Origin of the sequence: Aeromonas sp. 600527, from assembly GCF_049175415.1 — a bacterium.
In the GTDB taxonomy this organism is placed as follows: Bacteria; Pseudomonadota; Gammaproteobacteria; order Enterobacterales; family Aeromonadaceae; genus Aeromonas; species Aeromonas veronii_A.
Genome location: NZ_JAAKVA010000011.1, coordinates 81,440 through 93,836, shown reverse-complemented (window position 1 = coordinate 93,836; position 12,397 = coordinate 81,440). Strand labels below are relative to the sequence as shown.

The 12,397-nt window shown below is 61.0% G+C and carries 11 protein-coding genes; 4 read left to right on the top strand and 7 right to left on the bottom strand.

Annotated elements, in window-relative coordinates; all coding sequences use genetic code 11:
- Positions 1-58: 58 nt before the first annotated feature.
- Positions 59-811: a substrate-binding periplasmic protein gene (locus G5154_RS14355; RefSeq protein ID WP_120415265.1), complete on the bottom strand. Its 753-nt coding sequence runs from the start codon at positions 809-811 to the stop codon at positions 59-61.
- A 77-nt stretch (positions 812-888) separates the two neighbouring features.
- Between G5154_RS14355 and G5154_RS14350 the strand changes: the two genes are divergently transcribed.
- Positions 889-2,739, top strand: coding sequence for an MOSC N-terminal beta barrel domain-containing protein (locus G5154_RS14350; protein ID WP_421251110.1), 1,851 nt, complete (start codon positions 889-891; stop codon positions 2,737-2,739).
- A 213-nt stretch (positions 2,740-2,952) separates the two neighbouring features.
- Positions 2,953-4,665, top strand: coding sequence for a methyl-accepting chemotaxis protein (locus G5154_RS14345; RefSeq protein WP_421251111.1), 1,713 nt, complete (start codon positions 2,953-2,955; stop codon positions 4,663-4,665).
- 78 nt (positions 4,666-4,743) lie between these two features.
- Here G5154_RS14345 and htpX read toward each other — a convergent pair whose 3' ends face one another.
- From htpX to bioB, 5 genes are all read right to left on the bottom strand, one after another.
- Entirely contained in the window at positions 4,744-5,616 is an 873-nt protein-coding gene (gene htpX, locus G5154_RS14340; RefSeq protein ID WP_421251112.1) for a protease HtpX, read from the bottom strand.
- 111 nt (positions 5,617-5,727) lie between these two features.
- Positions 5,728-6,408: a dethiobiotin synthase gene (gene bioD, locus G5154_RS14335; RefSeq protein ID WP_043851316.1), complete on the bottom strand. Its 681-nt coding sequence runs from the start codon at positions 6,406-6,408 to the stop codon at positions 5,728-5,730.
- A 58-nt stretch (positions 6,409-6,466) separates the two neighbouring features.
- Positions 6,467-7,282, bottom strand: a complete 816-nt coding sequence (gene bioC, locus G5154_RS14330) for a malonyl-ACP O-methyltransferase BioC (protein WP_421251113.1) — start codon at positions 7,280-7,282, stop codon at positions 6,467-6,469.
- Positions 7,275-8,471: an 8-amino-7-oxononanoate synthase gene (gene bioF / locus G5154_RS14325; RefSeq protein ID WP_216963655.1), complete on the bottom strand. Its 1,197-nt coding sequence runs from the start codon at positions 8,469-8,471 to the stop codon at positions 7,275-7,277. The genes bioC and bioF overlap by 8 nt, the downstream gene beginning before the upstream one ends.
- Positions 8,468-9,556 carry a biotin synthase BioB gene (gene bioB, locus G5154_RS14320; RefSeq protein ID WP_005344369.1) on the bottom strand — a complete coding sequence of 363 codons (1,089 nt, stop codon included), beginning with the start codon at positions 9,554-9,556 and terminating at the stop codon, positions 8,468-8,470. The genes bioF and bioB overlap by 4 nt, the downstream gene beginning before the upstream one ends.
- A gap of 193 nt (positions 9,557-9,749) precedes the next feature.
- Here bioB and bioA point away from each other — a divergent pair, with 193 nt between their 5' ends.
- Positions 9,750-11,024 (top strand): adenosylmethionine--8-amino-7-oxononanoate transaminase, encoded by a 1,275-nt coding sequence (gene bioA, locus G5154_RS14315; RefSeq protein WP_421251114.1) that lies wholly within the window; start codon positions 9,750-9,752, stop codon positions 11,022-11,024.
- 176 nt (positions 11,025-11,200) lie between these two features.
- On the top strand, positions 11,201-12,013 hold the full coding sequence (locus G5154_RS14310; RefSeq protein WP_216979127.1) for a HAMP domain-containing protein: 813 nt from the start codon (positions 11,201-11,203) through the stop codon (positions 12,011-12,013).
- 23 nt (positions 12,014-12,036) lie between these two features.
- Here G5154_RS14310 and G5154_RS14305 read toward each other — a convergent pair whose 3' ends face one another.
- Entirely contained in the window at positions 12,037-12,387 is a 351-nt protein-coding gene (locus tag G5154_RS14305) for a hypothetical protein (protein WP_337073583.1), read from the bottom strand.
- Positions 12,388-12,397 lie beyond the last annotated feature (10 nt).

Below are 12,397 nucleotides of genomic sequence, written 5' to 3'. Positions count from 1 at the left end.
TCGATAATGGCCGCTTTTTTGTACTGATTAGCGAATCAGGATCAAAAAATGTTGCACTTTATGGTTCATAAAGACCAGAACGTGACTCAAGTAACATCTTCTCCAGCTGACCGCTGGCTTTCAGTTTGGCGAGCCCCCGATTGAAGGTTTTGATCAGTTCGTCAGCGTTGGCGCGCTTGCGACTGATCAACAGGTGGCCTTCAACTTTCATCACTGGTTTTGAATGGGTTGCAAAGAGATCGACCGTGCTGGCCGGGTAGAACTGACGCAGGGAGTAGTAGCCGACATCTATGTTCTCCAGGGTCAGGTCGGCGCGGCCGGAGAGCAGCAGATCAAAGCTCTGGCGCAGCCGGGTGACGAACTGCACCTGCAGCGGCACCTGCGCGATGGCTGCAAAAAAATCTGCATTGTAGGTATAGCCACTGACCGCAGCCAACTTGCGATCCGCCAGATCCTGATAGCTGCGCCATTCCAGCGGATCGGACTTGAGATAGAACCAGACGTAGGTTTCGCTCAGGATGGGATCGCTGTAGAGATGGGTTTTGCGCCGCTCGCTCGACTCATACCAGTGGACTGTGCCATCCACCACTCCCTCCTCCGACAAGCGAAAGGCCCGCTTCCAGGGCAGAAACTGGAACTTGACGCTCACCCCTTCACTCTTGAACGCCTCGCTCACCACATGAGGGATAAGTCCCTGATATTTGAGCGTCTCGGAGCAGTAAGGGGGATACTCTCCCGTGGTCAGGGTCAGCTCCTGCGCCCAGAGCCCGTGACAAAAAAGGCTCCCCGCCAGCAACCAGCTTATTTTCATCCCGATGCCCTCTTGTTCTGTTTTCCCAACTATAGACCGCCCCCTTGAAAGGATTGCCGGATCGTCGTGGAACCGTTATGTTCCCCTTTTTCCAGGCGATCGCGCCGCGTCACAAGGATATGAAGATGCCCAGGCTAGACAGCATTCACCTCTACCCCATCAAATCGACTGCAGGTATGCCGCTGGCTCGCGCCCGGGTGACCGAAGAGGGACTGGCAGGGGATCGCCGCTACATGGTGGTCAAACCGGACGGCACCTTTATCACCGCCCGAACCCATCCCCAGCTGCAACAGGTCGTGGCCACCCCCATCGAAGGAGGCTTGCAACTCCGCTATCCGGGCTTTGAACCCCTCACCCTGCAAGAGGTCGACTTCAGCCGCGCCCCGCAAGCTACCGGAGTCTGGAGCGACCGCTTTATCGCCCTGCACACCGACCCCAAAGCCGATGGATGGCTGAGCCGGGTGGCAGGGGAGACGGTGCAGCTGCTCTGGCTGGGTGAAACCTCTGATCGCTTTCGTGAAAAGACCGGCACCCGGGTCAGCTTTGCCGACGGTTATCCGCTACTGCTGATAAGCCAGGCTTCCCTTGAAGATCTCAATCTGCGCTCCGATGCGCTGCACCAGATGAGCCAGTTCCGCACCAATCTGGTAGCAAGCAATACCCAGCCCTTCGAGGAGGACAGCTGGGTGCGTATCCGCATCGGCGAGGTGGAATTCAAGGTGGTCAAGCCCTGCAGCCGCTGCATCATGACCACGGTGGAAGCGGGCACCGAGCGTTTCAACGCCCTGAAAGAGCCGCTGGCCACCCTTACCCGCTACCGCCGTGGCGAGGATGGCGAGGTCTACTTCGGCCAGAATCTGGTGGCGCTGAACGAGGGCTGGATTGAGGCAGGCAGCGAGATAGAAGTGCTGGAGCGCACCCGTCCGGTGGTCTATCCCGCCGCCGCTCCGAAGAAGCGGGAGCTGGTCTGCGTGGCCCGCGAACCGCTGGCGCGGGATCTGGAGACCTTCTGGTTCGAAGCCGCCGATGGCGAGCCCCTGCCCGACTACCTGCCGGGCCAGCATCTGCCCATCAGCCTCGATATCAAAAACGAGCGGATCCAGCGGCGCTATACCCTGAGCTCCACACCGGATCACCCGGAGCGTTACGGCATCAGCGTCAAAAAGGTGGAGGGTGGCCGCATCTCCCACTGGCTGCACCAGCAGTTGCAGGTGGGCGACCGGCTGCTGGCCGCCAACCCCGCTGGCGAGTTTCACTTAGGGTCCGAGCACAACCTCCTGTTGCTCTCCGCAGGCTCCGGCGTCACCCCCATGCTGGCGATAGCCCGCACCCTGGCGCTACGCGGGGAGCTGGAAGAGGTTCACTTTATGCATCTGTGCCGTAGCGAAGCGGACATTCCCGCCGCCAGCGAACTGCATGCCATGGCGCAGCAGGGGATGACCCTCACCCTGATCCTGAGCCAGCCGGACAATCACTGGCAGGGGCTGCAAGGGCGGCTCAATGATGAGCATCTGCGACTGGTCAAAGAGCTGGCCGAAAAAGAGGTCTTTATCTGCGGCCCCCACGGTTTTATGGCCGATGCGGCGGCGAAAGTGGCAGCCCTCGGCGTTCCGGCCGCACGCATCAAACAGGAGAGCTTTGGCGGCGCCATTCTCTCGGTGGCCCGCCCCCATCAGGCGGTGCAACTGCGTATCGGCGCCCAAGCCTTTACCGGCAACAATCAGAGCACTGTGCTGGATCAGGCCAACAAGCAAGGTGTAGAGCTGCCATGGAGCTGCCGCGCCGGCATCTGCGGCAGTTGCAAACAGACGCTGATCTCGGGCGAGGTGGATCACCCCGACGCCCCCGCCATCACCGCCGCCGAGCGGGCCGAGGGAAAAATCCTCACCTGCTGCGCAGTGCCGCTGACCGACCTCGTCATCGAATAAGGTGATCGAGCTACGAAAAGGCTGGCCAGACCCCGTCCCTAGCTGGCCTTTTCGCCCATGTCGACAAGCTGATCGTCCTTTCTCGCGTACTCACCGCAATCATATCGGCTACCGCTCTATACTCACAGTAATAACAATAAAACCCCCAGCGATGTAGCGGCGCTGTCCGTCTGCCCAAGGGATCATACTGGTGAGAATAAGGACGCTCAAACCATGGAACAGAATAAACCCGCCTTTCAGCTCAATCTCTTGCTCTCCGTCATTACACTGATCCTGCTGTCATTGGTTTTCTTTGCTTACAGCTGGTCGGAAAAAAAGGTGGAGCAGAGTTATCAACAGCGCTATCAATCCTATCTGCTAGCCGATGAACTGCGCCAATCCTCCGATGATCTGACACGACTCGGCCGCACCTACGTTATCACCAAAGACCCCGCCTACGAGCAGCAATACATGCGGATCCTGGCCATTCGCAACGGCGAGCAACCGAGGCCGGATGGCTACAACCGTATCTACTGGGATTTTGTCGCGGCCAACGGTCAGAATCCCCGCCCCGACAGCTCAATACGGCGTAGTCTTATCGACCTGATGAAAGAGACCGGTTTTACTGAAGGGGAGCTGGCCAAGCTCAACGAGGCCAAGAACAACTCGGATGCCCTGGTCAACACCGAGGTAGCCGCCTTCAAGCTGGTGCAACAGACGGACGGCGATCTGGCCGCCAACCAGCAAAAAGCCATCACCATGATGCATGACAAGGCCTATCACCAGAACAAGGGACGCATCATGTCCCCCATCGACGACTTCTACGTCATGATGGAAAACCGCACCCAGCAGGCGGTGGACGATGCTGCCAGCCAGTCCGCCATGCTGCGCTACCTGTTCATCGCGCTGGGTCTGGTGTTGATGTTCTTCCTCTGGCGCACCTACAAGGCGCTGCTCGACCTGGTCGGCACCTCGGTCGACCAGCTCAGAAGCGCTCTCAACCACCTGGCCGAGGGGGACTTCTCCCAGCCCATCAAGGTGCCGGCCGGTGCCAAGGAGAGCCTGATCGGCCAGCTCGCCACCATGCAGACCACCCTCAAGGGGATCATCACCCAGGTATCGCGCTCAAGTGAAGAGCTATCAGAGTCGGCTGACAGCATCGCCCAGATAGCCGAGCAGACAGCCCAGTTTGCTACCTCCCAGCAGAGCAGCACCCAGACCATGGCCGCCGCCATCGAAGAGTTGGTGGTGAGCATCAGCCATCTCTCTGACAACGCCAGCCATGCAGACGAACTCAGCAAGGTCTCTGCCGACACTCTGGAAGAGGGATCGGGGGTCATCAAGGAAACCCTCGGCAGCATCGAGAATATCTCGACTACAGTCGGCGAAGCGGCCAGCACCATTGCTGAACTAAACAGTCATACCCAGCAGATTTCCGAAATCATCGGAGTGATCCGTGGCATTGCCGATCAGACCAATTTGCTGGCCCTCAATGCGGCCATCGAGGCGGCGCGGGCCGGTGAACAGGGGCGCGGCTTTGCAGTGGTCGCCGACGAAGTACGTAACCTAGCCAGCCGCTCGGCCGCCTCGACCCAGCAGATCACCGGGATGATCAGCAAGATCCAGAGCGGGGCGGATGCCTCTATCCGCAGCATGGAGAACACGGTCAACAACGTCTCCCGCGGGGTCACGCTGGCCAATCAGACCGGGCAGGCCATCGCCAGCATTCAGAATCACGCCGCCAACCTCACCGGTCTGATGGGAGAGATCAGCCACACCCTGCGCGAGCAATCCACGGCCGCCAACGAGGTGGTCTCTACCGTCGGCAACATCACCTCCCTCTCCGAACAATCGGGGGATGCCGCTCGCCATGTGTCCCAAGAGGCGGCCAAGCTCAAGCAACTGTCACGGGTGTTGCGTCAGGAGATGGGACACTTCAAGCTTTAAAGAACGCTGAAAAGCAAAACGGCTGCCCGAAGGCAGCCGTTTTATTATTCGGGGTTATCCCCTGTCATCCAGCATCTATCAACCACGCAGGGCGGCGATGCGCTGCTCGATGGGCGGGTGGCTCATGAACAGCTCGCTCATGGAGCGCTTGCCGTTGATGCCAAAGGCCATCATGGAGCCTTCCAGCTGCGGCTCGGCACCGCGGGAGAGGCGCTCAAGGGCGGCGATCATCTTGTCGCGACCGGCCAGCTTGGCGGCACCGGCATCGGCGCGGAACTCACGCTGACGGCTGAACCACATGACGATGATGGAGGCGAGCACGCCAAACACCATCTCCAGCACGAACACGGTAATCATGTAGGCAAAGCCGCCGGTGCTGCTGCTCTCTTCATCGTTGTTGGAGCTGAAGAAGTTGCTGATAACGCCACCCACGATGCGGGCGAAGAACATCACGAAGGTGTTCACCACCCCCTGGATCAGGGTCAGGGTCACCATGTCGCCGTTGGCCACGTGGCTCACCTCGTGAGCCAGCACCGCTTCGGCCTCGTCGCGGCTCATGCTGTAGAGCAGGCCGGAGGAGACGGCCACCAGCGAGTCATCGCGGCGGGCACCGGTAGCAAAGGCGTTCATCTCGGGAGAGTCGTAGATCCCCACTTCCGGCATCTGGATCCCGGCTTCACGGGCCTGACGGGCCACAGTGCTCACCAGCCAGTGCTCGGTCTCGTTGCGGGGCTGCTCGATCACCTGGACGCCATAGCTGCGCTTGGCCATCCACTTGGACATCAGCAAGGAGATAAAGGAACCGCCAAAACCGAACACGGCACAGAAGACCAACAGGCCGGAAATACTGGACTTGTTGATACCCAGAACCGAGAACAGGATATTGAGTACCACCCCCAGCACCAGCATGACGGCCAGGTTGGTCACCAGGAATAGTATTATTCGCTTCATATTGACTCCTTGTGAGAATAACGGACATGGCCGGGGTTCATTGAACCGCCCTATCACCATGTTATGGATGGCATTTTAGGGAGATTCGATGAATGTTCGCTGAATATGCCGTCACAGCAGTGGCGAGATATCGAGGCGGCCCTGCAGGTTAGCTTCAAACGGATTGTTTATAAAGGGAATTTCCCCCAGAAACGGCGCTGGCAACAAGCCCCTGAGGGTGTCCAGATTTTCCTGATAGTGGCTCATCGAGCTGTGCAGCCGATTAATAACCCAGCCTGCGACCGGCAGCTGATCGTTACGGATGGCGGCAAAGGTAAGCAGGGCATGGTTGAGGCAGCCAAGCTTGGCCCCCACCACCAGAATCACCGGCATGTTCTCCTGCTTCACCCAGTCTGACAGCAGGTGCTTGCGATCCAGCGGCAGATACCAGCCCCCCGCCCCCTCGACGATGGCAAGCTCGGCCCCCGCCTGTTCAATTTTTCGCAGCCCCTCGCTCAGCCCCTGCAGGCTGATGGGCTGGCGCGCCTCGCTGGCCGCGATGTGCGGCGCAATCGGCGGCTCATAGGCATAGGGGTTGACCGTCTCGTAAGGCAACGGCAGGCTCGCCGCCTCCTGCAACAGGACGGCATCGAGGTTGCGCAGCCCCTCGGGAGTGCGGGCACATCCGGCCGAGACCGGCTTGTAACCCGCGCACTTGATTCCCTGTGCGCTGAATTCCCGCAGCAGGGTGCGCGCTACCAGCGTCTTGCCTGCGTCCGTGTCGGTGCCGGTGATAAAGAATGACTTCATAATGCTCTCTCCTTGGCAGGAGAGGGCCCAACGCGCCCCTCCCCCTCATACTCTGGCTGGTTCAGCAAGGTTTGCCGAGCCGGCCCAGACAGACCCGGTAACTGGCCACCAGCTGGCCATCGGGCTGACGAAATGCTTCATACGCCTGAGCCAGCCGCTGCAATCTGGCGCGACCGCTCAGCCCGGCCGGTGCACTGCGGGCACACTCATCATTGATCTGATTTGCCCCGATCCCCTTGAGATCGCGCAACAACTGCGGCAATTCAAGATAGGCAAGATCCCAGTTTCTGCACTCAAGCCCCGGGGCAATGGCGCCCGCCGATAACAGCGCCTGCTCCAATTGTGGCAGGCCAAGGAAGCGGTTGACATGGGCTCGGCCATCTACTTGCTGCCAGGCTGCGCGCAGTTGCCAGAGCGATTCATCGAGCAGGGTAGAGAAGAAGATCTGGCCGCCGGGTTTGACCACCCGCAGCAGCTCGGCGAAAGCCTGCGCCGGTCGCTCGCACCACTGCAGCGCGAGGCTGGAAAACACCCAGTCAAAGGCGTTGTCGGCAAAGGGGAGCTGCTCGGCATCGCCGCACACCAGCTGGGCCCCGCTACCGCGCAGAGCCGCCTGCTCCAGCATGCCGGGGGCAAGATCCAGCCCGGTCAGCCCGGCGCAGCGGGTGGCAAGATGAGGCAGGAAGAAGCCGGTGCCGCAGCCCAAATCGAGCCCGCAGCCCCGGCGCTCCTCACGTACACCAGCCGTGCTCATCAGCTCGAGCAGCGCCAGCCCCACCTCCTGTTGAAAGCGGGCGTGGGCATCGTAATGACAAGCGGCGGCGCCAAAACGGCGAGCAAGCTGCGCCTTGTCGACCGTTTGAAAACGCTCAGCCATAGTGAGCCTCCCCAAGCGTTGTAACTGCAGGGCAGACACCCAAGGCATCGAGCAGGCGATCCACATCCTGCTCGCGGTGAGCCGCACTCAGGGTGACGCGCAGCCGGGCTGTACCGACTGGCACCGTGGGCGGACGGATGGCGCTCACCCAGACGCCGCGTTCCCGCAGCCGTTCTGCCAGTTGCAGGGCAACACTGCTCTCCCCCACCAGCAGCGGCTGGATCGGGGTATCGCTCGCGCCAAGCTGCCAACCCTGATCCTTTGCCCCTTGCCGGAAGCGAGCGATCAGCTGGCCAAGATGGGCGCGGGACTCATCAGCCGCGCGCACCAGTTCGATGCTCTTGCTGACCGCGTAAGTCTGCGCGGCGGGCATATGGGTGCTGTAGACATAGTGGCGGGCGAAGTTGACCAGATACTCCACCAGTTCGCGACTGCCGCCGACAAAGGCACCGGCAACCCCGAGCGCCTTGCCAAAAGTGCCCATCTGGATGTGTACGCTGGCAGGGTTAACCCCCTGCGCCGCCAGCGTGCCACGCCCCTCGGGTCCCAGCACGCCGAGACCGTGGGCATCGTCGATCATCAGCCAGTTGCCGCTTTGGGCGGCGAGGGTTGCGAGATCGCGCCAAGGGCCCTGATCCCCGTCCATGCTGAACACCCCCTCCGAGACGATGAGCCCGCGATTTGGTTCAAGCTGCCGTTCAAGGGCCGCCATATCGTTGTGGGCAAAACGCTTCATCTTGCAAGGGAGCTGGCTGCCCATCTCCTGCAAAGAGGCGTGGTTGAGTTTGTCCTGCCACAGCAGATGTTCCTTGCCGAGCAGCGCTTTGAGCACCGCCTGATTGGCGGAAAAACCGCAGTTGAACAGCAGCACCGCCTCCACTCCCAGCCACTCGGCCAGAGTCTCCTCAAGCTCTTGGTGAGCATGACTGTAACCAGTCACCAGTGGCGAGGCGCCGGAGCCCGTGCCATAACGCTCAATCCCCGCGTTGAAGGCGGTCTTGATGGCGCCGTGATCCGCCAGTCCCAGATAGTCGTTGGCGGAAAAGTTGAGGTAGTCGCGCCCCGCAACCTTGAGCCGCCCGCCACTCGCCCCGTCGGTCGCGATGCGGTTGCGCAGCAGACCCACCTGCTCGCGCTCGGCCAGAGCCGTGCCCAACACAAAGGGGCCCGTTACTGCAGGGCCGTTCATGACCGCGCAGCCCCTGCACGGGGGCGGGTGGCGTCATAAAACATCTCGGCAGGCTCGCTCTGGCGACTCACCTCGGCCAGCAGTTCCTCTTCTTGAACCTGATCCGGCTTCTGGGCCCGCTGGGCAGGGCGAATGCCGAGCCGCTTGAACAGCTGCATATCGCTGTTTTCGTCCGGGTTGGGGGTGGTCAGCAACTTGCAGCCATAGAAAATGGAGTTGGCCCCGGCCATAAAACACATGGCCTGCATCTGCTCATTCATCTTCTCCCGCCCGGCTGAGAGGCGCACATGGGAGGCGGGCATCATGATCCGTGCCACGGCGATGGTGCGGATAAATTCGAACGGATCGAGGTTCTCCTGATCCTCCAGCGGCGTTCCCTTCACCTTGACCAGCATGTTGATGGGCACACTCTCCGGGTGCCGCGGCAGGTTGGCGAGCGCCATCAAGAGGCCCGCACGGTCTTTGGCCTGCTCGCCCATGCCGACGATACCGCCGGAGCACACCTTCATCCCGGCGCTGCGCACATGCTCCAGGGTATCGAGCCTGTCCTGATAGGTGCGGGTGGAGATGATCTCGCCGTAAAACTCCGGCGATGTATCGAGGTTGTGGTTGTAGTAATCGAGCCCCGCAGCGCCAAGACGTGCCGCCTGATCGGCGGTGAGCATCCCTAGCGTCATGCAGGTCTCCATCCCCAGCCCGCGCACCTCCTCAATCATCCGGATGATGTAGGGCATGTCCTTCTCTTTGGGGTTGCGCCAGGCGGCCCCCATGCAAAAGCGTGACGAGCCGTTGGCCTTGGCTTCACGGGCCCGCTCCAGCACCTTCTCCACCTCCATCAGCCGCTCGGCCTCGAGCCCGGTGTGGTAACGGGCGCTCTGGGGGCAGTATTTGCAATCTTCCGGGCAGGCGCCGGTCTTGATGGAGAGCAAAGTACTCACCTGCACTTCATTCGGGTCAAAGTGGGCGCGGTGGACGGTCTGGGCCTGAAACAGCAGATCGTTGAACGGCAGGGCAAACAGGGCCTGAACCTCGGCGAGGGTCCAGTCATGACGAAGGGCGTGACCGCCCGCGGTGAGAGCATTCATACATGGCTTCCGGTTGTTATTAGTGGGATCCTGCGCCCGCCATCTCGGGATGGACGGCCACAAAACCCGCCGCCTGGCCTGTGCGCTCAGGGTGATGCGCAGTGCCAAGTGGCTGAAATTGTTGGCTAGTGTAGAGAGCACGCGTAGACTGTCAACACCGACCAGATCAAACCAATTGACAACAGAACAACAAATGACCAACCAAGAATTCGACCTGCATCACATCTGGCACCCCTATACCTCCCTCACTCACCCCCTGCCCTGCTATGAAGTGGCCAGCGCCAAAGGGGTGACCATCACCCTCAGCGATGGCCGCAAACTGGTGGATGGCATGAGCTCCTGGTGGGCTTGCGTGCACGGGTATCAGGTGCCGGAGCTGGATGCTGCCGCCACCGCCCAGCTCGGCAAGATGTCCCACGTGATGTTTGGCGGCCTCACCCACGCCCCGGCGGTCGAGCTCTGCCGCAAGCTGGTGGAGATCACTCCGAAGGGGCTTGATCGGGTATTTCTGGCCGATTCCGGCTCGGTGGCAGTGGAAGTGGCGCTCAAGATGGCGCAGCAGTACTGGCACGCCAAGGGGACGCCCAGAGCCAAATTTGTCGCCCTGCGCAGCGGCTATCACGGCGACACCTTTGGCGCCATGAGCGTCTGCGATCCCGATGGCGGCATGCATGAGCTCTACAAGGGATTCCTGCCGGAACACTATTTTGTCGAAGCACCCAGCTGTCGCTTCCACGCCGAGTGGGACGAGCAGTGCGTGGTGGAGCTGGCCACACTCATGGCGGATCATCACGAAGAGATCGCCGCCATCGTGCTTGAGCCCATAGTGCAGGGCGCTGGCGGCATGCGCTTCTATCACCCCCGCTACCTGCAGTGGGTGCGCGCCCTGTGCGACGAGTTCGGCGTGCTGCTCATCGCCGACGAGATCGCCACCGGCTTTGGCCGTACCGGTCAGCTGTTTGCCTGCGACTGGGCGGGGATCAGCCCCGACATCATGTGTCTGGGCAAGGCGCTCACCGGCGGCTACCTCACCCTCTCGACGACCCTGACCACCGAGCATGTCGCCCGCACCATCTGTGACGGCAAGGCGGGCGTCTTTATGCACGGCCCCACCTTTATGGGCAATCCCCTCGCCTGCGCGGTGGCCAACGCCTCTATCGATCTGCTGCTGGCCTCACCGTGGCAGGAGCGGGTGCGCGCCATCGAGCATCAGCTGCGTACCGAGCTGGTGGAGCTGACCCTGCACCCGGCGGTCGCGGATGTGCGGGTGCTCGGCGCCATCGGGGTGGTGGAGATGAAAGAGCGGGTGGATGTGGCGCGCATCCAGCGCAAGTTTGTCGAACTGGGCGCCTGGATCCGCCCCTTTGGCAAGCTGGTCTACCTGATGCCCCCGTTTGTCATCACCCCTGAAGAGCTGCGGGTATTGACCGGCGCCATCCGTCAGGCCATCACCGAAGGCGAGTTTTAATGCATGCAGCGGGCGGCCATCGCTGCCGCCCGTTTGACTACCGGCATTTGATATATAAAGAGGGCGACTTTATCCACTTCAGCGCGCTTTCACTTGCCGTAATGTGAGCAAAACACCAGACCTGAGGCCCCAAGAGGGGTAAACTGCTGCGGTTTTACCATCAAGAAAGACTGCTCATGCGCCTCTCCATTGCTGCCAAAATCAACTTTTTCCTGCTCTTCATCTTCTCCATGGTACTGGTCTTCTCCGCCGCCTATCAGGCGGTGCGCGAGCGCGATCTCATCCTGACGCTCATCAAGGAGCAGAGCCGCGAGCAGACCGAAGCCTATTTCGACGGCCTCAACATGCTGATGCTGACCGGCAAGATGGATGCCCGCGATACTCTGCGCGGCAAGTTTCTCGACCACGCCCATGTGGAGGATGCACGCATCGTTCGTGGCGACGCGGTGAGCAAACAGTTCGGGCCGGGACGGGAGACAGAACAGGTAAAAGATGAGTTTGATGAGCTGGCACTGGCGGGCAAAGGGAGCCTGGAGGTGGTGCACAACGGCATGCACAGCCGTCTGGTGGTCACCCGACCGCTGCTGGCCAAGAAGGATTTTCGCGGCACCGACTGCACCAGCTGTCATCTGGTGCCGGAGAATACCGTGCTTGGTGCGGTGCGCTTTGACTACTCCCTCGATTCGCTGTTTACCCGGGTCGAGCAGAACATTCTCACCTCGGCGCTGATCCTCACCGGCATCTTCGGGATGGGACTGCTGCTGACCCTCTGGGTCATCCGCACCTGGATCGTACGCCCCCTCAACCAGCTCACCCGCTCCATGGAAGAGGCCACCGACCTGCACGACTTCGGCCACCGGCTGGAGGGGGATGACGGCGACGAGATTGGCCGGGTGGCGGTGGCCTACAACCAGATGCTCGACAGTGTGGAGCGCCAGCTCGGCAAGCGACCGCTCGGCGGCAAGCCGGGAGCTCGCCCTGGCGAATAGCGGACCACACCGCCCGGCATCGGCTAACCGGTGTAATAGAACAGCAGACAAGCAATAAGGATCAGCAGCAGGATCGCCAGATTGACGTGATAGGCATCATCCCTGCGCCGACTGCGCCGCCGCTCCAGCAGCAGTACAGCCAGGGTCAGCAAGCTGCAACCCCACAGGCCATGCACCAACCAGGGAGTGAGTGCGGGATCCCAGTAATCGCGTACCTTGATGCCGCCGTAAACCAGAAAACCATATGCAATCTCCGGCCTGGCATAGTGATAGAGCGCAAGCAGCACGATAAAACCGCACCAGCAGATCAGCACCATTGTTCGCAACAGTCGTGTCAGCCAATCCGGCCCTTGTCGCCGCTCTTTCACTCGCATCTCCTGTCCC

Excerpts from the sequence above, each read along its gene's own strand:
- htpX (WP_421251112.1), bottom strand. The coding sequence starts at position 5,616 with ATGAAGCGAATAATACTATTCCTGGTGACCAACCTGGCCGTCATGCTG.
- G5154_RS14355 (WP_120415265.1), bottom strand. The coding sequence starts at position 811 with ATGAAAATAAGCTGGTTGCTGGCGGGGAGCCTTTTTTGTCACGGGCTC.
- bioB (WP_005344369.1), bottom strand. The coding sequence starts at position 9,556 with ATGAATGCTCTCACCGCGGGCGGTCACGCCCTTCGTCATGACTGGACC.
- G5154_RS14310 (WP_216979127.1), top strand. The coding sequence starts at position 11,201 with ATGCGCCTCTCCATTGCTGCCAAAATCAACTTTTTCCTGCTCTTCATC.
- bioA (WP_421251114.1), top strand. The coding sequence starts at position 9,750 with ATGACCAACCAAGAATTCGACCTGCATCACATCTGGCACCCCTATACC.
- bioC (WP_421251113.1), bottom strand. The coding sequence starts at position 7,282 with ATGGCTGAGCGTTTTCAAACGGTCGACAAGGCGCAGCTTGCTCGCCGT.
- G5154_RS14350 (WP_421251110.1), top strand. The coding sequence starts at position 889 with ATGTTCCCCTTTTTCCAGGCGATCGCGCCGCGTCACAAGGATATGAAG.
- G5154_RS14345 (WP_421251111.1), top strand. The coding sequence starts at position 2,953 with ATGGAACAGAATAAACCCGCCTTTCAGCTCAATCTCTTGCTCTCCGTC.
- G5154_RS14305 (WP_337073583.1), bottom strand. The coding sequence starts at position 12,387 with ATGCGAGTGAAAGAGCGGCGACAAGGGCCGGATTGGCTGACACGACTG.
- bioF (WP_216963655.1), bottom strand. The coding sequence starts at position 8,471 with ATGAACGGCCCTGCAGTAACGGGCCCCTTTGTGTTGGGCACGGCTCTG.